A 20,031-nucleotide genomic window follows, 5' to 3' on the forward strand; every position below is an offset into this window, starting at 1 on the left:
GTCAGGTCGGCGAGGGCGCCGGAACGACCTTCGACTCCGGCCTGATCTCGAACATCGGCAGGAAGACCTGCAGCAGCGGCCCGTTCGACAGGGCGTATGCCACAGTGCCGACTCCGATCGTGCCGCCCAGCATCCAGCCCATGACCAGGACCAGCCCCTCGATCGCCATCCGCACCCACCGCACCTCCCAGCCGGTCGCCCGCACCCCGCCGGTCGTCAGCCCGTCGCGAGGCCCCGGCCCCAGACCCGCGCCGATATAGGCCCCGGTCGCCACGCCATTCAGCAGGATGGCCGCGATCAGGAACCCGATCTGCAGCCCCAGTCCGTGGATCTCCGGCAGGAAATGCAGGCTCACATCCGCCGCCGTGCCGATGACCAGCACATTGCAGATCGTCCCCACGCCCGGCTTCTGCCTCAGCGGGATCCAGATCAGCAGCACCAGAGCCCCGACGATATTGACGATCAGCCCGAGGCTGAGCCCGGTCATCTCCGACAGACCCTGATGGAAGACGCTCCACGGATTCAGCCCGAGGTCGGCGCGGACCATGAGGGCCAGCGACATCCCGTACAGAAGCAGGCCGATCTGGAGCTGGATGAAGCGACGAATGAACATGCGGCTACGCTAGAACAACCGGCCTTGTAATCCATAGCCACTTTGGCGACGGTGGCCTCATGTCCGTCATCAACCTCATCAGCCTGTCCCGCCACCTCGGCGACTGGCGCGCGTCCGGCGCGGAGGACGTCGCCTATCGCAGCCTGGCCGATGCCCTGAAGGGTCTGGTGCTCGACGGCCGCCTGCCGCTCGACGCCCGTCTGCCCGGTGAGCGACGCCTGGCGGAGGCGCTGGGGGTCAGCCGCATCACGGTCAGCGCGGCGATGGACCGGCTCCGCGCTGACGGCTTCCTGACCAGTCGCGTCGGCGCCGGGACCTATACCGCCCTGCCCTTCCGACGCGCCGAGCGTCTCGAAGGCCTGTTCCACGTCGCCCCGGGGCCGGAGGTCGTCAACATGGCGACGGCCGTCCTTCCCGCCGGGGCGCATGTCCACGCCGCCTATGCGCGAGCGCTGGACTCGTTGCCGGCCCACCTGCCGGGACACGGCTACGACCCCATCGGTCTCCTCCCGCTCAGACGTGCGGCGGCCGAGGCCCATGATCGTGCCGGCCTGCCGACGACGCCAGACCAGATCGTGGTGACGGCGGGCGCCCAGAACGGTCTCGCCATCCTGCTGCGCGCCTTCGGGCGACCGGGCGACGCGGTTGTGATCGACCACCCGACCTACCCCCACGCCATCGAGGCCATCGTGCGCGCCGGCATGCGGCCCGTGCCCGTGGCCCTGACTCCCGCCGGCTGGGACATTGACGGTCTCGTCGCCACCATCGAGCGGGTCCGACCGCGACTCGTTTATCTGCTGGGTGCGCACCAGAACCCGACCGGCCACGTCATGGCCGCCGAGGACGAGGCGGTGGTGGCCCGCGCGGTCGCCAGCGTCGGCGCACTGATGGTTATGGACGACACCCAGCGCGAGCTCTGGTTCGACACGCCCCCGCCGCCACCCGCCGCGCCCGGACCGCACGTCGTCCGGGTCGGCTCGATGAGCAAGACCTGGTGGGGCGGTCTCCGGATCGGCTGGATGCGGGCGGAGACCGAGGCCGCCGACGCCGCCGTCCGGGCGCGAGCCTCGCTCGATCTCGGCGCAGCGGTGATCGAGCAACTCGCCGCCGCCCACCTTCTGGCCGGGGATCAAACCCCGGTCGCTGAACGCCGCGCCGCACTGGCCGCGCGGGAGGCCGTGCTTCACGCGCGGCTGGCTCAGGTTTTGCCGGACTGGAAGACGACCCGCCCGACCGGCGGCCTGTCCCTGTGGGTCGCCCTGCCCCGCCCGGTCGTCGGCGCCCTGGTCACGGAGGCCCAGAAGTCCGGAGTCATCATCGCGCCGGGCACCCGCTTCGGTGTCGACGGCGCCTTCGACCGGTTCGTCCGCCTGCCCTACTGCCTGCCAGAGCGTGAGCTCGAAGCTGCGGTCGACGCCCTGGCGGAGGCCTGGGGCCGGATCGGTGACCGCCCGGCCCGGCGCGCGAGGACGCCGGAGCCGGACGTGTTCTAAAGTCCTACGACTCCGCCGTCTCCAGGAACGGATAGTCGGTGTAGCCATTGGCCCCGCCGCCATAGAAGGTCGCCTTGTCGGGCGCGTTCAGCGGCGCGTTCTGCTTCCAGCGCTCGACGATGTCGGGGTTGGACAGGGCCGGGACGCCCAGGCTGACCAGGTCGGCGCGACCTTCCTCGATCGCTTTCTCGGCCAGTTCGCGGGTCAGGCCGCCGTTCAGCATCACGGGGCCGCCGAAAGCCTCGCGCATCTTCGCCGCCAGTTTCGGCGCGCCGTCCCAGCTGGCCATGGCCGTGCCGGGCTCGCCCTCGATGATGTGCAGATAGGCCAGACCGAAGGGTTTCAGGGCGCCGGCCGCGTGGACGAAGATCGTCTCAGGGTTCGAATCCCGCGTCCCGTTCGATCCGTTGGACGGCGACAGGCGCACGCCGACGCGGTCGGCGCCCCAGACCGCGGCCACGGCGGCCACGACTTCCAGCAGGAAGCGCGCGCGGTTCTCGACCGAACCGCCGTAGCTGTCGTCGCGCTGGTTCGAGCCGTCCTTGAGGAATTGGTCGATCAGATAGCCGTTAGCGCCGTGGACCTCGACCCCGTCGAAGCCTGCCTTCTTCGCCATCCCGGCCGCATGGACATAGTCGCCGACGATGCCCTTGATCTCGTCGACTGTGAGGGCACGGGGCGTCTCGAACGGCGTCAGGGAGAAGTCACGCTTCATCGCATTGCCGACGGCGGCGATCGCCGACGGCGCGACGGCCTGGCCGCCGTCGGGCTGGTAGTCGGGGATCGACACCCGGCCGACATGCCACAGCTGGGCGACCATCTTGCCGCCTTTGGCGTGCACCGCGTCGGTGATAGCCTTCCAGCCGGCGACCTGGGCGTCGGTAAAGATGCCGGGGGTGTTGGGATAACCCTGGCCGGACTGGCTGATCTGGGTCGCTTCCGAGACGATCAGGCCGGTCGAGGCGCGCTGGGCGTAGTATTCGACCGCCAGCGGGTTCGGGACCTCGCCTGCGATAGCGCGGCTGCGGGTCAGGGGCGCCATGGCGATCCTGTTCTCGAGATGGATCGCGCCGAGGTCGATGGGGTCGAAGAGGGTCGTCATGTGAAACACCTGGTGTTGCGGTCTGATTCAGGTAGGCGCCGGTCGTGTGCAGCGCAACAGGCCGCCGTGGAACCGCAGCGCGGCGTCGGGTTTGCTAGACAGGGAAGCGAACGCCTGAGACGGTCCCGATCCGGGACGCGCGGAGAGTGACGACGTGGCCATGTTCGAGTTCGGCAAGGATCTGAGACGGCTCTTCGTGCAGGCGCGCGAAAGCGACGACCTCGGCTGGCTGGAGCTGATCGGGGTCAATCTTCTGGCGCGCGAGGCGAAGTCCCTGACCACCGACGGCGGCCGCATCTCGTGCTCGCGTCCTTCCCAGACCTGGCATCGCGCCTCGATCCTGTGGCGTGAGCATGCCCGCCGCAGCGGCGCCCCCGACAGTATCGCCCGCGCCCTGGCCACCGCCGAAGACGCTCTGAAGGCCGCCCGCACCGAGGACGAACGCGCCCGCGCCCTCCTGGCCGGCGCCCAGGCCCTGATCTCGAAATTCGACCTGTTCGGCGACCGCGACGCCGTGGTCCAGGCGATGGAGATGGCCCGCGACGCGACCTCGAAACGGCTGCCGACCCTCGCTTCTATCGCCGGAGTCCATGCCCGCATCCGCGCCCGCCAGGCCCGGCTGAGCGAAAAGACCAACGACCGTCAGGACGCCGCCGCCCTGATGGACGCGGCCCTGCACGCCCTGACCAAACACAATCCGCTTGAGGCCGACGACCTGCGCCTCGACGCCGCCGCCCTCGCCCTCGAAGGCGGCATCATCCAGCGCGACGCCCGCCTGCTGGACCAGGCCGGTCGCGACCTGACCGCCCTCGTTGAGGCCTCCTCGCCGGACACCCGTCCCCTGACCCGCGCCCGGGCTCTCGCCCTGTGCGCCGCCGGTCTCTCAGCCCTTGCCGCCATGGCCAATGACGACGCGGCCATGAAGACGGGGAATGAGATGTTCGACGCCGCCGCCGACCAGTTCTTCGTCGATCATAGCCCGCTGGACTGGGTCGCGATCCAGATCGCCCGCTCCATCGACCCTTCCGCCCCCATCGAGCCGATCCGCCAGTCCGTGGCCCTGACCACGGGTCGGGGCACGATCCTCGGCGCGCTGGCGCTGGACCTGCTGGTGGCGCGCGAACTCGCCGCCGCCGCCACCGCCGGCGACCTGACCGAACTCACGCGGATCGAGACCCGCGTCCGTCGCCGCCTCGCCGACCGCACGGTCGTCCCCACGGCCGTCGACTGGGCCGTCGACCAGATCGCCATGGCCCGGCTGATGATCGCCCGCAGCGAACTGATGGGTTCGGACCCGGATCAGGCCGCCTTCGTCCTGGCCGAAGCCGCCGAAGCCGCCCGCGACCACGGCGTCCCGGTCATCGCCGACCGCGCCCGTGGATTGATAGGAAGTCTGCCGGTAAGGGCCTGATTGCCCGCGTCTAGCTGACCGCCGCGACCAGCACGATCGCCGCCGCCGTCGCCGCCACCGTCAGCGGCAGGGCCCAGGTGATGTAGAGGAAAACCTCGTGCTGGACGTGCCGTCCCGCCAGCTTGCGGGCGGCATTGAAGCGGAACAGGACGATGTTGATCGCCAGCGCCAGCGCCAGGGTGATGTAGTTCAACCCGAACAGCATCGCGACCGTGTTTTGGCCGTTGGCAAGGCTGGCGCGGTCAGTGTTCACCGTGAAGTTCAGGGCGATGACCGCGAACAGGCCGCCGATGACGATATTGGTCAGTTCGAACGCCTCGGTCTGGAATTCGCCGTCCTTTGCGGAGTTCAGCCAGGTCGCCAGCAACGGGATCAGCAGGGACGCCAGCAGCGGAATGAACAGCCCCGCCACGGTCGATCCGGCCACCCGGCCCACGTCCAGCGAGGCCCTCAGCCGGGCATAGGTCTCGCCGTACCATCCGGAAATCGGATCGCGCGTCAGGCTGACCCGGCCGATCTCCCAGCCGTCCAGGGCCGGACCTGCGCGGGCCCGGCTGAACTCCAGGTCTTCCTGACGATAGTCGAGCGCGACGCGGTCGACCGGCTCGCCGCGCGACACCAGTTCGATCGACAGCGCCTGGTGGTCGAAGGGGAAGCGGGTCACGTCCAGCGGTGCCTTGAAGGTCGCGGTCACCCGCCGCAGCAGTTCGACGCGACCGTCGGGGAAGACCCGCAACGACCGGCTGTCGGCATCGGGATCGCCGACCAGATTGGCGATGTCGACATCGGGCGTCCACATCGTCGCCAGCTGCTCGACCGCCGGCTCGCCGCGCCATTCGCGATAGCCGACGGCGGCCTCCGACGCCGGATAGCGCAGCCGCTGATCGGTCCAGCGCAGGCGCAGGTCGACGGTGGCGACATAGGTCTGTTCGTTCTCGTCGATCGATTCGACATCGACGAACGACAGCCCGCTGCGCACGACCAGCGGCAGGCCGGCCCCGAGCGGGATCGTCGTGCCCTGGGCCGCCGGCGCGGACAGGGGCGGCTCAGGCAGCTGGGCGGCGTTCCGGGTCTGGCCCAGACCCGGCAACAGCAGGCCGACGACCAGCAACCCGCCGAGAACCAGCAGGATCGCAATCAGACGACGGGCGCTCACGACCCCCGGCCTCGCCTGCCCGCGCCCTGGGCCGCGACCAGCGCCGCGATCCGTTTCTGCTCGGCCGCCAGTTCGGCCATCTCGACCGACAGACGATCGTCGTCCTCGTCCTCCTCAACCGTCTCGTCCGTACCGATGGCGGCGAAACGCGCCGAGATGGCCCGCAGCGGCCGCAGCAGGAAGCCGCGCACCACGACCAGAACCACCCCGACCAGCACGATCATGGCGAACAGGGCGAACAGACCCTGCAGTACCAGTGATCGGCCCGCCGCCCCACGCGTCGGCGCAAACGACTGCGTCACGGCGACGGCGCCCAGCAGTTCACCCGACGCCCCGCGCACCGGCACGATGATGACGCCATAGGGCTTGCCGGCGGCCTTGCGCACATAGTCCGAGGCCTCGTCATGGACCCGCAGGTCCTCGGCCGTGACCAGGGTCCGCATCAGGTCCCAGTCGGTCGAATAGTATTTGATGGTCGAGCCGACGCGGTTCTGTTCCGCCAGAACGGTCGGATCCATCCCGGTCGCCGTCTGCCGCAGCGGGGCTTCGTCGAGGAACAGGGTCAGGTCGAGGCCATAGGCCGCCTTCAGCCGGTCCAGAACCGGGCCGAAATCCATTCCGACCTCGACCGATCCGGCGTGTCCGCCGTCGGGCGCCGTGATCGGGGCGACGCCGAAGATGGCAGGGCCCGAGCGGGCGGTTTCCATCCCCTTCTTGGCCGTCTGCTCGCGGTTCACCGCCACCACGATCGGCCGGAATCCGGACAGGTCGTCACCAAACCGCTCGGGCGCCTGAAGTCGCAGGAACGAGGTCGCGGGGGCCGTATGAAACTGAACCTGTGTGACGCCGTACTTGTCTTTCTGGGTGGCGAACATGCCCGATGTCGCGGCCAGCAGGGCCGGCCGGTCCTGGCGCGCAAGGGCGGCCCGGACCTCGGGTTCGGCCGCGATGATCTCGGCCCGGGCCAGGGCGTTGCCGGACGCGCCGTCGAGGTTGAAGCTGATGATGGCGCTCATCAGCTGGACCTGGCTGCGCTCGACCGCCGTGGTCATGCCGCCGAACAGCAGGTTGGAGGCCACGGTGAGCACCCCGACCACCAGCACCACCGCGGTGATCAGGGCGACGGGCGCGTCACGACGAAACTTCATGATCCCCCCGGATCGGCAATGTCAGCGAACGGTGTAGCTTTGCCGTATCGGACCGACAAGCGGTCAGACCGATCGGCTGCTGACGAAATCTACCCGCCCATCGCCACGAACGCCCCGTTCAGGAACCCCGGCTTGGCATAGGCCAGCGGCTGGCCGTCCGGCCCCAGCACCCGCCCCCCGGCGGCTTCGAGCACCGCCTGCCCCGCCGCCGTGTCCCACTCCATCGTTGGACCGGTGCGGGGATAGGCGTCGAACCGCCCCTCGGCGATCAGGCAGAATTTCAGTGACGAGTCCGTCCCTTGCCATTGGGTGCAACCGTGACGGGCGGCGAGGCGCGCGGCCTCTTCATCCGTGACGCTGTGGCTCAGCAGGGCGAACCCCTCATCCGGCCGGTTGCGCACCTTGATGGCGCGCCAGACGTCGCCATAGCGCCGCATCTGCGCCCCGCCGCCCGGCGCCGAGCGCCAGGTCAACGACGTCGCCGGCGCCGAGACCACGCCGACGGTCGGACGGCTTCCCTCGATCAGGGCGATGTTGACGGTAAAGCTCTCCTTGCCCTGGACGAAGCCCTTGGTCCCGTCCAGCGGGTCGATGAGCCAGAACCGCTCGTCCGCGCTCTCGGGCTTGCCGTCCGCCTCGGACTGCTCCTCGGCCACGGCCTGGACCTCGGGATAGAGGGCCGCGAGGCGCGACAGAATCAGGGCCTCGGCCTGCTGATCCGCCAGGGTCACCGGACTGTCGTCGGCCTTGGAGAAGACCTCTCCGTCCGCCCGCCAGAACGGCAGGATGACGGCGGCGGCTTCCTCCGCGATCTCTGCGAGGTGGTCGTGCAGGGCGCCGGAGGCGAGGTCGGAAGAAAGTCTGCTGCTCATTCGCCGGGGGATAGACCATCGCGGGCGGTTTCGCGAAACGGCAAATCACGCCAGCCTGCCGGTCAAATCCGCAGTCCTCGACGAGCCAGTCCCCGCATGACCGACGCCGCCTTCTCCGCCCAGTCTGGTTCGCCGTTGGCCGAACTGCCCGTCGACGGCCAGGAACTGGCCAGCCTTATCGCGGCCAAGCTCTGCCACGACTTCATCTCGCCGTCGGGCGCGATCATGTCCGGTCTGGACCTGCTGAGCGATCCGACGGCCCAGGACATGCGCGACGACGCCATGGGCCTGATCGCCGACAGCGCTAAGAAGATGGTCGCCCTGGTCCAGTTCTGCCGGGTCGCCTTCGGGGCCGCCACCACCGCCGAGCGGTTCACCGGCGCTGAGCTGACCGGCCTGGTCGACAATGTCGTCGCGGGTGGCCGGGCGACCCTGGCCTGGAACCTCGGAGACGGCGACTTCGGCAAGCCCCAGGCCCGGGCCCTGGTCAACCTGGCCTATCTGACCGTCGGCGCCCTGCCGATGGGCGGCGCGGCCACAGTCGCCGTGCGGCGCGAGGGCGCGCAACTGGTGATCGAGGGTGTCGCCGAAGGCGCACGGGCCCGGCTCAAGGCCGAGGCGGCGACGGGTCTGGCCGGCCAGCGCCTGACCGAAGGCCTCGCAGGCCAGTGGATACAGCCGTACTGGCTGTGGCTGACGGCCGATCAGGCGGGCGGGACGCTCACGGTCGAAGCTGTGGAAGGCCGCGTGTCGATGACGGCGCGGATGCCGTCTTAATCCCGAATCCCAACGCCTCGTTAACCGCCCGGAAGCGATATTGGCGGTTGAAGCGGGGCCTGATTCCAGCCGCTGGGAGACTACCGCGTTGGACATCCGCACCTGCCTGATCGTCGACGACAGCCGGATCATCCGGAAGGTCGCGCGCCGCATCGTGGAAGGTCTGGGCTTCGAGGTCGATGAAGCGGCGGACGGTGTCGAGGCCCTGTCCTACTGCGCCGGCATGATGCCGGACGTCGTCCTGCTGGACTGGAACATGCCCGTCATGGACGGCCTGACCTTCCTGCGTCGACTGCGCGCCACCCCGGGCGGTGACAGGCCCAAGGTCCTGTTCTGCACCATAGAGACGGCGCCCGACCGAATCGCCGAGGCCCTGTCCGCGGGCGCCGACGACTACGTCATGAAACCTTTCGACAGCGAGATCCTGCACTCCAAATTCTCTGAAGTCGGAGCGGTCTGAAACCAGTCATGACCCGCCCCGTAGCTGTCACATGATCCAGGACGACTTCGACCGTCTGCAGGCCCTGATGGTCTCGCGCGCCGGCTTCCGACTCGGGCGCGATCGTATCCATCTGGCCGAGCACCGGCTGGCCCCCGTCGCTCGCCGCGAAGGCTTCGACAGCGTCGACGACATGCTGGCCAGCCTCTGGGCCAAGCCGGTGGCCAGCCTCGGCTGGGCGGTCATCGAGGCCCTGCTGAACCCGGAGACCTGGTTCCGCCGCGACCGCACCGTGTTCGACACCTTCGCCCGCGAACTCCTGCCCGCCATCGGCCGCGCCCGGCCCGAGGGTCTGGTTCGGGTCTGGTCCGCCGGCTGCTCCCACGGACAGGAGCCCTATTCCCTCGCCATGGCTGCGCTCGACACCGGCGCCAATGTCGAAATCGTCGCCACCGACCTGTCCCAGCGCGCGGTCGAGCGCGGACGCTCCGGCGCCTACACCGCCTTCGAGATCCAGCGCGGTCTCGCGGCCCAGACCATGCTCAACTGGTTCGACCCGGCGGACGACGCATGGGTCGCCAAGCCGGCCCTTCGCGACGCCGTCCGCTTCGCCCGTCACAACCTTCTGGACGCGCCCGCCGACGGGGCCCGGTTCGACGTCATCCTGTGCCGCAACATCCTCTCTGAGATGGACCCGGCCAAACGCGGGCAGGTCGTCGACGGCCTGGAACGCAGGCTGGTTGACGACGGCGTGCTGATCCTGGGAGCGGACGAACGGATCGAGGGCGACACTGTCGCCTTCCGCCCCGTGACGGGACGCAAGGGACTGTTCGTCAAGGCGCCTTCCGCCCTCAGCCGCGCAGCCTGATCCCGGTCGACACGGCCCCGCTTGCCCTCCTATGGTCGGCGGAACGTCGAGGGGAATTCACTATGCGTTGGGCGTTGTTTCTCGGATCGCTGGCCGTCGCCCTGCTGATCGGCGTCTGGGCCCTTCAGGTCCCCGCGCCGCGCGGAACCGAAACCCCGGGCATCGACTTCTCCGCCGCCCGCGCCATGACCGACGTGCGCGCCATCGCCGCCCGTCCCCACCCCGTCGGATCAGCCGACCATGCGCGGGTGCAGTCGTATCTGTTCGGCCGCATGACCGCCCTCGGCCTCGACCCGGCGCTTCAGGCCGGCGCCCTCTCGCCCGATGCGATCAATCGTCTTTCGCGATGGGGCGGAGACCCGGCGGCGGCGGGCAATCAGGCGGTCAACATCGTGGGCGTCCTGCCCGGCCGGAACCCCACCGCCGCCGCCGTCTTGATGATGGCCCACTACGACAGCGCCTGGGACTCTCCCGGCGCGGCCGACGACAGCGCCGGCGTCGCCGCCGTCCTCGAGGCCGTGCGCGCGATCAGGGAACGCGGCCCGGCCGACCGCAGTCTGGTCATCCTGTTCACCGACGCCGAAGAGCTGAATCTCGACGGCGCCCGCATCTTCTTCTCCGAACACCCCCTGCGCGACCGCATCGGCGCGGTGGTCAATCTGGAGGCCCGGGGCGGGGGCGGGCGCGCCTTCATGTTCGAGACCGGGCGCGGCAACGCCGAAACCATCGACCTGTTCAGCCGGGCGGCGCGCCGCGCCGACGGCGGGGCCTCGTCCAGCTCCCTGTCGATCTTCGTCTACGAGAACATGCCGAACGGCACCGACTTCACCATCCCGAAGAGCCGGGGCATCGACGGATTGAACTTCGCCTTCATCGGCCGCCCGTCCCAGTACCATTCCCCGACGTCGACCCCGGAGAACCTCGACCAGGGCGCGGTCCAGCACATCGGCTCCCAGGCGCTTGAGGCGACCGACGCCCTTCTCCGCGCCGAGGCCCTGCCCGCCGCGGGCCGCAATGTCGTCTATGGCGACTACCTGGGCCTGTTCACCATCGTCCATTCGCTCGACCTCGGCTGGACCCTGCTGGCGATCACCGCCCTGCTCGGCGCCTTCGCGGCCTGGGGCGCGCGCCACGCGACCCGGCTGACCGCCGTCGACGTCGGCCGCGGCATGCTGTCGGGCCTGTGGGTCCTGGCCATGGGGATCGTAGTCGCCCAGGGCGTGCGCGTGCTGGCCGGGCCGCTCTCGTCACGCGCCGAGTCCGCCGATGTCTACTACACCCTGCTGCGTCGCCTGCCGTGGATGGAGTCCGGGACAGGTCTGGCCATGGCGTCCGTCGCCCTCGCTCTTCTCGCCGGACGTCAGGCCCTAAGCCCCAAACTGCTGGCCGGAGCCATCCTCGGGGCCGTGGTCATCAGCCTCGCGCTCGGGGGCTTCGATCCCGTCGTCCTGGGCGCCGGCGTCATCGCCCTCGGTCTGTCGCTGTGGTCCCAGGCCGCGCCGAAGACCATCTGGGGCGGCTGGCTCGGCCTTATCGCCCTGATCTTCGTCCTCGGTTGCGCGGCCCAGGCCGCGGCGCCCGAAGCCGCCTCGATCCTGATCTGGCCAGGCCTGTTGGCAGCCGCCGCGGCGGCGGCCTGCGCTGTCATCGGCGCCCGGCTGGAGAGCCCCCGGTCCCTGATCCCCGCGGTCGTCGCGACCGTAATCGGCGGCGCCTGGATCCTGAACCTGTCGCACCAGGTCTTCCTCGGCGTCGGCATGGACCTGCCCGGCGTCCTCGCCCTGATGACCGTGCTGGTCCTGCTGTTCCTCGCCCCCCTCGCCCCGCGCTCGAAGAACACGCTGGCGGCGGCGGCGGCGGCCTGCCTGATCCTCGCCTGCGGCCTGTCCCTGACCGCCCGGTTCGCCGAGCCCGCGCCGCCGCCCGCCGCTGACGGACCCACTTAGGTTTCCGCTAACCCTGCCACTTAAGCGGACGGAAAAGCCGGTCCTGTAGTCAGGGGCTCATGAATCTGATCCACGCCCTCCAGGACAACACCGATCCCAACTCTCTGGTGTCGCGTTTCCGCCGCGCCCGCGCGAAACGGATTGTCGATCTGATCACCAGGATCCACTCCGAAAAGGGCGCGGTGAACATCATCGATCTGGGCGGCGAGGCGAATTACTGGACCCTGTTCGATCCCCAATTCCTGCAGGCCTCGAAGGTGCGGATCACCCTGGTCAATCCGGGCGGCATCGACGAGGTCGCCGACCCCCGCCTGTTCACCGTCATCGACGGCGACGCCTGCGCCTTGCCGCAATACGCCGACCACGCCTTCGACCTGGTCCACTCCAACAGCGTCATCGAGCACGTCGGCGACTGGACCCGAATGGAGGCCTTCGCCGCTGAATGTCGTCGCCTGGCGCCGCGCTACTACGTCCAGACGCCCTATTTCTGGTTCCCGGTGGAACCCCATTTCTCGGCGCCCTTCTTCCACTGGCGTTCGGAACAGAGCCGCGCCCGCTCCCTGCTCAGGCGCCGCCACGGCTTCTCGCAGAAAGCGCCCGACATGGGCGCGGCCATGCGCGACGTCCAGCATGCCCGCCTGCTGGACAAGGCCCAGTTCCGCTTCCTCTATCCGGACGCGGCCCACCACGACGAGGTCGTCGCCGGCCTGACCAAGTCCCTGATCGCCGTCCGCGACCCCACCTCGCACTGACGAGGTCTGACAGTCCGGTCCCGGACGTTGGCGTAGCGTCCTGCGGACGCTAGAGAACGGCGCGTTCGGGGGAAACAACATGTCCATGTCCATCGGAGCGCACGCACGCCGCTTCACGCTCATCGCCTTCGCGGCCCTGACCCTGTCCGCGTGCGAGGAGGGCACGGCCTTGGCTGAGTCCGCCGTGGCCCGTCCTGCCCAGGACCGGGGGGACTTCGTCGTCCGGCCAGCCGTCCTTGAGACCGACGAATACACGGAACTGGCCCAACAGCTTTCTGAAGAGCGCTGGCTGGAGGACGTCGCCGACGTCCTGAACGAGAGCCTGATCCTGCCGGTCGACATCGGCATGCGCTTCGCCGAATGCGGCGAGAACAACGCCTACTACATCCCCGACGATCGCGAGATTCAGATCTGCATCGAGATGTTTGAAGGCGAGCGCGAAAACTTCGCCGCCTACTATGAGACCGAGGAAGAGATCGAGGACGCCGTCAACGGCTCGTTCCTGTTCACCGTCTTCCACGAGGTCGGCCACGCCCTGGTCGATGTGCTGGAGATCCCCTTCACCGGCCGCGAAGAGGACACCGTCGACAGTCTGGCCGCCTGGTGGTTGATCGACGGCGACGAGGGCGAACAGTCCGCCATCGCCGGCGCCCTCAGCTTCTACACCGACCCGGAAGAGGCCGCCGACGTCGACGAGAGCGAATTCGCCGGCGAGCACAGCCTGAGCCAGCAGCGCTACTACACCCTGACCTGCCTGGTTTACGGCTCCGACACCGAGAAATACGCCAACCTGCTGGAAGACGAATGGCTGACAGAGGACCGCGCCGAACAGTGCCCGGCCGAGTTCGAACGGTTGAGCACGAGCTGGTACGCCCTGCTGGATGCGCACCTGAAGGAGTAGGCGTCAGAAACGGACGTACCCCGGAGGTTGCAGCAGCCGCTCCGAAAAGAACATATTGGCAACCAGAACAAACCGTGTACTGTCCGGTCTCACAGGGAGCGGGTCACGGTCACAGGACCGAAGGCGGGCCTCTCCCCAGGGTTTCACAGGAATCATGGCAAAGGAGAGTGGCAAGGTGGCAGCTCAGGCGAATCTGAAATTGGTGGGCAAGGACGACGGCGACAAGCAGCGCGCGCTGGAGGCGGCGATCGCACAGATCGACCGTGCGTTCGGCAAGGGCTCGGTCATGAAACTGGGCAAGGGCGGGGTCGCCGACGTGATCCCCTCGGTGTCCACCGGCTCGCTGGGTCTGGACATGGCCTTGGGCATCGGGGGCCTGCCGCGCGGACGGGTGATCGAGGTCTTCGGACCGGAATCCTCGGGCAAGACGACGCTCGCCCTGCACACCGTGGCCGAGATTCAGAAAGCCGGCGGCACCGCCGCCTTCGTCGATGCCGAACATGCGCTCGACCCCGGATATGCCCAGAAGCTGGGCGTCAACCTGGATGACCTGCTGGTGTCCCAGCCGGACACAGGGGAACAGGCGCTGGAGATCGTCGACACCCTGGTGCGCTCGGGCGCCGTGGACATCGTGGTGGTCGATTCCGTCGCCGCCCTGACGCCGCGCGCCGAGATCGAGGGCGAGATGGGCGACAGCCTGCCGGGCCTTCAGGCGCGTCTGATGTCTCAGGCGCTGCGCAAGCTGACCGCCTCGATTTCCAAGTCGAACTGCATCGTGCTGTTCATCAACCAGATCCGGCACAAGATCGGCGTCATGTACGGCTCGCCGGAAACGACGACCGGCGGTAATGCGCTGAAGTTCTACGCCTCGGTCCGTCTGGACATCCGCCGCACCGGCGCGATCAAGGACCGCGACGAGGTCGTGGGCAACACGACCCGGGTCAAGGTGGTCAAGAACAAGGTCGCCCCGCCGTTCCGTGAGGTCATCTTCGACATCATGTACGGCGAAGGCATCTCCAAGCTGGGTGAAATCATCGACCTGGGCGTCAAAGCCGGGATCATCGAGAAGTCCGGCAGCTGGTTCTCCTACGACTCGACCCGGATCGGCCAGGGCCGCGAGAACGTCCGCGCCTTCCTCAAGGCCAATCCCGACATGGCCGACGCCATCGAGGACAAGGTCCGCAAGTCGACCTCCAAGATCGCCGACGAGCTCCTGGGCACGCCCGAGCCCGACGAAGGTCAGGATCTCGAAGGCTGAGGGTCCTTCCACGTTGGGGGAGGTGGACCGCGTCTTCGCGGTGGAGGGGGCGACCCCAGACACCGAGTTCGCGGCCCCCTCCGCCACGTCGCTGAAGAGGCGACGCGCCACCTCCTCCGATGGGGAGGAGTAACAAGACACTCCGCCCGGCCGGTCCCTGCGACCCGCCGCCGACCCCCGCGGGGCTCGGGCCGGGCGGAGCCGCCCGCCCGGTTCGTCCGGGCGGGCTCTTTTCTTTCCGGTCAGGCGGTTTTCTAAACCCGACGACCGCGCTCAGCCCAGGCGACCCAGCGCGCGCTGCAAGCCTGGCCGCACTCTCAGAAACGCCAGGTAAAGCCGTTCGAGAACGGCCAGCACGTACCGGTTTCTCGCCAGACGTCCGAGAGGGGCCAGCAAGGGGATCGCCCGCCACATCGCCGCAAAGGCCTCAGCGCCGGAAACCAGCCGCCCGTCCTCCCGCGCATGAAACCGGTTGAGCAGTTCGGCGCGATCGATGGGACAGTGTCCTTCACCCGTCGCCACATCGGTGAAAACGATCGCACCCTGTCGATCAAGACGCCGCAGCAAGGCGATCTCCCGCCGGCAAAGCGGGCAGTCACCATCAAACCAGACTTCGAGCGTCGACATTCCCCAGCATATCACCCGGGCGCGTCATTGCCCCGCGTCATGCCGACGCCCTAGAACACCAGCCTTACGACGCTGGCGGCGCACCCGCCGAGGAGACGTCCCATGGCCGAAACCATCCCGACCCTGACCCAGTTCAACCTGGCGGAAAGCGACGACGGCTACCTGCTGGAGATCGGCGGCTCGGACGGGACCCTGCTTCGCGTCGCCGCCAGCGCCGAACAGATCGACGCCATCATCGAGGCCCTCGACGCCCTTCTGTCCGACGATGACGACGCCGTGGACGAGACTGACAGCCCCGCCTGACCGGAAACTCTTGGCTCACGGCCCCGCCGGTCTCTATATGCGCCTTCCCCGATCCTCGACGCGCAAACGACTGAACAGCCCATGGCCAGCCTGAAACAGATTCGCTCGACCTTCCTCGACTATTTCGCGGCCGACGGTCACGCCCGGGTCCAGTCCGCGCCGCTGGTGCCGCAGAACGATCCGACGTTGATGTTCGTCAACGCGGGCATGGTGCCGTTCAAGGATTACTTCACCGGGGCGGCGACGCCTCCGTATCCGCGCGCCACCTCCTCGCAGAAATGCGTCCGCGCGGGCGGCAAGCACAACGACCTCGACAACGTCGGTTACACCGCCCGCCACCTGACCTTCTTCGAGATGCTGGGGAACTTCTCCTTTGGCGACTATTTCAAGGAACACGCCATCGACCGGGCGTGGAACCTCGTAACGAAGGACTACGGCCTCGACCCCAACCGTCTGCTGGTCACGGTCTACATCGATGACGACGAGGCCGCCGCGATCTGGAAAAAGGTCACCGGCTTCGGCGACGACAAGATCATCCGCATCGCCGGCTCCGACAACTTCTGGGCCATGGGCGACAACGGCCCCTGCGGCCCCTGCACCGAGATCTTCTGGGACTACGGCGACCACGTCCCGGGCGGCCCTCCCGGCTCGCCCGATGAAGACGGCGACCGCTACGGGGAGATCTGGAACAACGTCTTCATGCAGTTCGAGAAGGAGAACGACGAGATCGTTCGCAGCCTTCCCAAGCCCTCGGTGGATACCGGCATGGGCCTGGAACGCATGACCTCGGTGCTCCAGGGCAAGAACTCCGTCTTCGACACCGACCTGTTCCAGACCCTGATCGCCACTTCCGAAGACGCCACCTCGACGAAGGCCGAAGGCGACCGCGCCGCCAGCCACCGGGTCATCGCCGACCACCTGCGCTCGTCGTCCTTCCTGATCGCCGACGGCGTGACCCCGTCGAACGAGGGGCGCGGCTATGTCCTGCGCCGCATCATGCGCCGCGCCATGCGCCACGCCCACCTGCTCGGCGCCGCCGATCCCCTGATGCACCGCCTGGTGCCGACGCTCGTCTCCGAGATGGGCGAGGCCTTCCCGGAACTCAGCCGTGCCCAGGCCTCCATCGAAGACACGATGAAGCAGGAGGAAATCCGCTTCCGCACCACCCTCGGCCGCGGCATGGCCCTGCTCGACGAGGCCACCAGCGGTCTGTCCGCCGGCGGCGTCATCTCGGGCCAGACGGCCTTCACCCTGTCCGACACCTACGGCTTCCCGCTCGACCTGACCCAGGACGAGGCCCGCCGTCGCGGCCTGACCGTCGACAACGACGCCTTCGAGGCCGCGATGGCCCAGCAGCGCGAACGCGGTAAGGCCAACTGGAAGGGCTCGGGCCAGACGGCGTCCGCCGGCGAATGGCTCAGCCTGCGCGACCGCCTCGGCCCCACCGTCTTCACCGGTTACGACGCCATCGAAGGCTCCGGCGAGGTGCTGGCTCTCGTGCGCGGCGGCGAATCCATCGACGCCCTTGAGCCCGGCCAGACCGCCGAGGTCCTGTTCGACCAGACCCCCTTCTACGGCGAAGGCGGCGGCCAGACCGGCGATCGCGGCGAGGTCGAGTGGACCGACGCCTCGGGCCAGCAGGGCTTCGGCGTCGTTCTCGACGTCCAGAAGCACGCTGGCGGCGACCTCTACGCCCACAAGATCGAGATCGAGTCCGGGACCCTGACCATCGGCGCCCGCGCCCAGCTGCGCGCCGGCGCCGAACAACGTCTGACCACCCGCGCCAACCACTCAGCCGCCCACCTGGTGCACGCGGCGCTGAAGAACGTGCTCGGCCCGCACGTGGCCCAGAAGGGTCAGCTGGTCGACGCCGAACGCATGCGTTTCGACTTCAGCCACAACGCCCCGGTCACCGAGGACCAGTTGGCCGCCATCGAGACCGAGGTGAACGCGGTCATCCGCCAGAACGTCCCCGTCACGACCCAGCTGATGACGCCCCAGGACGCCATCGACGCCGGCGCCGTCGCCCTGTTCGGCGAGAAATACGGCGACGAGGTCCGCGTGGTCACCCTCGGCCGCGCCCTGACGGGCGACAACAACGGCCCCTACTCCGTCGAACTGTGCGGCGGCACCCACGTCGCCCGCACCGGCGACATCGCCCTGTTCAAGATCACGGGCGAGACCGGCATCGCCGCCGGCATCCGCCGCGTCGAGGGCGTGACCGGCGAGGCCGCGCGCCAGTATCTCCTGGCTCAGGCCGGGGTGGCGAAGACGCTGGCCCAGTCCTTCAAGGTTCAGCCGCTGGACGTGCCCGCCCGCGTCGAGGCCCTTACGGCCGAACGCAAGGCGCTGGAGAAACAGGTCGCCGACCTGAAGAAGCAACTGGCCCTCGGAGGCGGCGGCGCATCGGCCAATGCCGCGCCGGAAGAGATCAACGGCGTCAAACTGATCGCCCGCATCCTCGACGGCGTCGACGGCAAGGGCCTGCGCGGCGTGGCCGAGGAGTTCCGCACCCAGGTCGGCTCCGGCGTCGTCGCCCTGATCGGTGTCACCGACGGCAAGGCGGCGGTCACCGTCGCCGCGACCAGTGACGTCACCGACCGGGTCAACGCCGCAGACCTCGCCCGCGCCGCCGTCATCGCGATGGGCGGCCAGGGCGCCGGCGGCAAGGCAGACTTCGCGCAAGGGGGAGCGCCCGACGGGTCGAAGGCTGAAGACGGTCTCGCGGCCGTGCGGGCGGCTCTGGCGGGCTAACCCACCCGCCGGAACACGATCCCGCGCGACCGGTCGACGGTGATCCTCAGCGCGACCGGCGCCCCGGACGCGTCCCGATCGATCAGGATCTCGCCCTGGGGAAAGGCCAGCGCCTCTCCCCGGGTCGCCGTCACGGCCTGAGGTCGCCCGTTCGGGAACTGAAGGGTCAGTCCGCCTTGATCCCCGGCCCGGATCCGCGCCGTGGCCAAGGCCTCGTCGCTGCGCCAGTCGCCGATCAGGCTCGAGACCATCTCGGCGGCCAGGGCGGGGGCCGCCGCACGCTGATACCGGATACGCCGGCCCTGCCGGTCCGTCCGCTCGAACCGGTCCGGTCCGTCGAAGATCAGGACCTCGTCGCCCAGGTTGAACCGCCCGCCCTCCCCGGCGGCGATCACCCGCCCGTCCGCCGTGCGGGCCACCCCATCGGCCGCCGCGATGGCCAGAAGCTCACCCGACGCATCGCTCACGAAATCCCCGGTCGGCGGCAGCACGACGGGCGGCAGGACCGGCGGGGCCAGCTCGGGCGCAAAGGCTACGAGGGTTCGCAGGGCCAGCGCGCCGGAGTTCACGTCGGCGGCGTTGCACAGCAGGGCCAGGGACAGATGCTGGTCCGGATAGAAGCCGAGCCAGGCTCGATAGCCGGCCGTCGCCCCCGCATGCGAGACCTCCCTTCGCCCCGGCTCGCCCGACACGAACAGACCCGAGGCATAGGAGATGGCCCGCCCGTCGTTCAGCACGCCCGGACGCAGCATTTCGGCCATGAAGATCGGGCCGAACCGCCCGTCGTCCAGGGCCCGGTTCCAGATCAGCAGATCGCCGACCGTGGTCAGCAGACCGCCGTTTCCATGCGCATCCTCCAGCGGCATGTCCGCGCGCCAGCGACCGGCGCCGTCGCGGCCATAGGCCGTCGCCCGACCCGGCACCACGGCGGCGTAGTCGTCGCGCCATCGGCTATGGCTCATGCCCAGAGGCTGGAAGATTCGCGCCTCGGTGAAACTCTGCAGGCTCTGCCCCGACACCCGCTCCAGTACGATGGTCAGAAGGTTGTAGTTCGAGTTTGAATAGATGAACTCGGCTCCGGGCACGTTGTTGAGGGCCCGCTGGCGCGTGATGACGTCCAGCACCCGCGCGTTGGTCATATAGCGCTGCCCACGCGGCCAGCCCTCGATCGCCACCATCGCCCCCCAGTCCCTCAGGCCGCTGGTGTGGTTCAGCATATGCCTGAGCGTGATGGGCGTGCCGTAGTCAGGCAGTTCCGGCACATGCCGACGCACGTCGTCGTCCAGCGACAGCCGGCCGTCCAGCGCCAGCATGACGATGCCGGCCGCGACGAATTGCTTGGCCACCGAACCGGCCTCGAAGACCGTTTCGTCTGTCGCCCGCACCCCGTGCTCCAGATTGGCCATGCCGTAGCCGCGGCTCAGAAGGGTGCGACCGTCCCGCTCGACCGCAACGGCGCAGCCGGGCGTACTGTCGCCGCTCCAGCGCGCGAAGGCGGCGTCCGCTTCCGCCGCCGGATCCTGAATCTGCGCGGCCGCCGCACCCGCGCCGAGCGCTAGGATCAGACTGAGGGCGGTCAGGGGAACATGTCGCATCGTGAAGCCTCCGGGG

18 protein-coding genes are annotated in these 20,031 nt (G+C 68.9%); 11 read left to right on the forward strand and 7 right to left on the reverse strand.

The window, feature by feature from the left end:
* Position 1: 1 nt before the first annotated feature.
* Positions 2-613 (reverse strand): hypothetical protein, encoded by a 612-nt coding sequence (locus RMO01_RS03910; protein WP_309627736.1) that lies wholly within the window; start codon positions 611-613, stop codon positions 2-4.
* A 59-nt stretch (positions 614-672) separates the two neighbouring features.
* Between RMO01_RS03910 and RMO01_RS03915 the strand changes: the two genes are divergently transcribed.
* Positions 673-2,106, forward strand: coding sequence for a PLP-dependent aminotransferase family protein (locus tag RMO01_RS03915; protein WP_309627737.1), 1,434 nt, complete (start codon positions 673-675; stop codon positions 2,104-2,106).
* Positions 2,107-2,110: 4 nt separating this feature from the next.
* Here RMO01_RS03915 and RMO01_RS03920 read toward each other — a convergent pair whose 3' ends face one another.
* Positions 2,111-3,208, reverse strand: a complete 1,098-nt coding sequence (locus tag RMO01_RS03920) for an alkene reductase (RefSeq protein ID WP_309627738.1) — start codon at positions 3,206-3,208, stop codon at positions 2,111-2,113.
* A 160-nt stretch (positions 3,209-3,368) separates the two neighbouring features.
* Here RMO01_RS03920 and RMO01_RS03925 point away from each other — a divergent pair, with 160 nt between their 5' ends.
* The gene (locus tag RMO01_RS03925; protein WP_309627772.1) at positions 3,369-4,619 is read left to right on the forward strand and encodes a hypothetical protein; all 1,251 of its coding nucleotides are present in this window, start codon (positions 3,369-3,371) and stop codon (positions 4,617-4,619) included.
* 10 nt (positions 4,620-4,629) lie between these two features.
* Here the strand turns inward: RMO01_RS03925 and RMO01_RS03930 are convergent, their stop codons facing one another.
* The 3 genes from RMO01_RS03930 to cysQ form a co-directional block, all read right to left on the reverse strand.
* On the reverse strand, positions 4,630-5,775 hold the full coding sequence (locus tag RMO01_RS03930; protein ID WP_309627739.1) for a hypothetical protein: 1,146 nt from the start codon (positions 5,773-5,775) through the stop codon (positions 4,630-4,632).
* The gene (locus RMO01_RS03935; RefSeq protein WP_309627740.1) at positions 5,772-6,923 is read right to left on the reverse strand and encodes a cache domain-containing protein; all 1,152 of its coding nucleotides are present in this window, start codon (positions 6,921-6,923) and stop codon (positions 5,772-5,774) included. Before RMO01_RS03935 ends, RMO01_RS03930 begins: the two co-directional genes overlap by 4 nt.
* An 89-nt stretch (positions 6,924-7,012) precedes the next feature.
* On the reverse strand, positions 7,013-7,795 hold the full coding sequence (gene cysQ, locus RMO01_RS03940) for a 3'(2'),5'-bisphosphate nucleotidase CysQ (protein ID WP_309627741.1): 783 nt from the start codon (positions 7,793-7,795) through the stop codon (positions 7,013-7,015).
* A 96-nt stretch (positions 7,796-7,891) separates the two neighbouring features.
* On the opposite strand from cysQ, the gene chpT reads away from it, so the two are divergent.
* From chpT to recA, 7 genes are all read left to right on the forward strand, one after another.
* Positions 7,892-8,572: a histidine phosphotransferase ChpT gene (gene chpT, locus RMO01_RS03945; RefSeq protein ID WP_309627742.1), complete on the forward strand. Its 681-nt coding sequence runs from the start codon at positions 7,892-7,894 to the stop codon at positions 8,570-8,572.
* Between the two features lie 94 nt (positions 8,573-8,666).
* Positions 8,667-9,032 carry a PleD family two-component system response regulator gene (locus tag RMO01_RS03950; RefSeq protein WP_298162411.1) on the forward strand — a complete coding sequence of 122 codons (366 nt, stop codon included), beginning with the start codon at positions 8,667-8,669 and terminating at the stop codon, positions 9,030-9,032.
* Positions 9,033-9,063: 31 nt separating this feature from the next.
* Positions 9,064-9,879, forward strand: a complete 816-nt coding sequence (locus tag RMO01_RS03955; RefSeq protein ID WP_309627743.1) for a protein-glutamate O-methyltransferase CheR — start codon at positions 9,064-9,066, stop codon at positions 9,877-9,879.
* 62 nt (positions 9,880-9,941) lie between these two features.
* Positions 9,942-11,825 (forward strand): M20/M25/M40 family metallo-hydrolase, encoded by a 1,884-nt coding sequence (locus RMO01_RS03960; RefSeq protein WP_309627744.1) that lies wholly within the window; start codon positions 9,942-9,944, stop codon positions 11,823-11,825.
* 59 nt (positions 11,826-11,884) lie between these two features.
* On the forward strand, positions 11,885-12,577 hold the full coding sequence (locus RMO01_RS03965; protein ID WP_309627745.1) for a methyltransferase domain-containing protein: 693 nt from the start codon (positions 11,885-11,887) through the stop codon (positions 12,575-12,577).
* A gap of 79 nt (positions 12,578-12,656) precedes the next feature.
* A complete protein-coding gene (locus RMO01_RS03970; protein ID WP_309627746.1) occupies positions 12,657-13,478 on the forward strand; it encodes a DUF4344 domain-containing metallopeptidase in 822 nt (273 codons plus the stop codon).
* Between the two features lie 175 nt (positions 13,479-13,653).
* Entirely contained in the window at positions 13,654-14,736 is a 1,083-nt protein-coding gene (gene recA, locus RMO01_RS03975) for a recombinase RecA (RefSeq protein ID WP_309627747.1), read from the forward strand.
* A 273-nt stretch (positions 14,737-15,009) separates the two neighbouring features.
* On the opposite strand, the gene RMO01_RS03980 is transcribed toward recA, so the two are convergent.
* Entirely contained in the window at positions 15,010-15,363 is a 354-nt protein-coding gene (locus tag RMO01_RS03980; RefSeq protein ID WP_309627748.1) for a DUF393 domain-containing protein, read from the reverse strand.
* Between the two features lie 102 nt (positions 15,364-15,465).
* Here RMO01_RS03980 and RMO01_RS03985 point away from each other — a divergent pair, with 102 nt between their 5' ends.
* Positions 15,466-15,666, forward strand: coding sequence for a hypothetical protein (locus tag RMO01_RS03985; RefSeq protein WP_309627749.1), 201 nt, complete (start codon positions 15,466-15,468; stop codon positions 15,664-15,666).
* 81 nt (positions 15,667-15,747) lie between these two features.
* Positions 15,748-18,420: an alanine--tRNA ligase gene (alaS, locus tag RMO01_RS03990; protein ID WP_309627750.1), complete on the forward strand. Its 2,673-nt coding sequence runs from the start codon at positions 15,748-15,750 to the stop codon at positions 18,418-18,420.
* Here alaS and RMO01_RS03995 read toward each other — a convergent pair.
* Positions 18,417-20,015: a serine hydrolase domain-containing protein gene (locus RMO01_RS03995; RefSeq protein ID WP_309627751.1), complete on the reverse strand. Its 1,599-nt coding sequence runs from the start codon at positions 20,013-20,015 to the stop codon at positions 18,417-18,419. The two genes, alaS and RMO01_RS03995, sit on opposite strands and share 4 nt — an antisense overlap.
* Positions 20,016-20,031 lie beyond the last annotated feature (16 nt).

It is taken from the genome of Brevundimonas sp. (genome assembly GCF_031412435.1).
In the GTDB taxonomy this organism is placed as follows: Bacteria; Pseudomonadota; Alphaproteobacteria; order Caulobacterales; family Caulobacteraceae; genus Brevundimonas.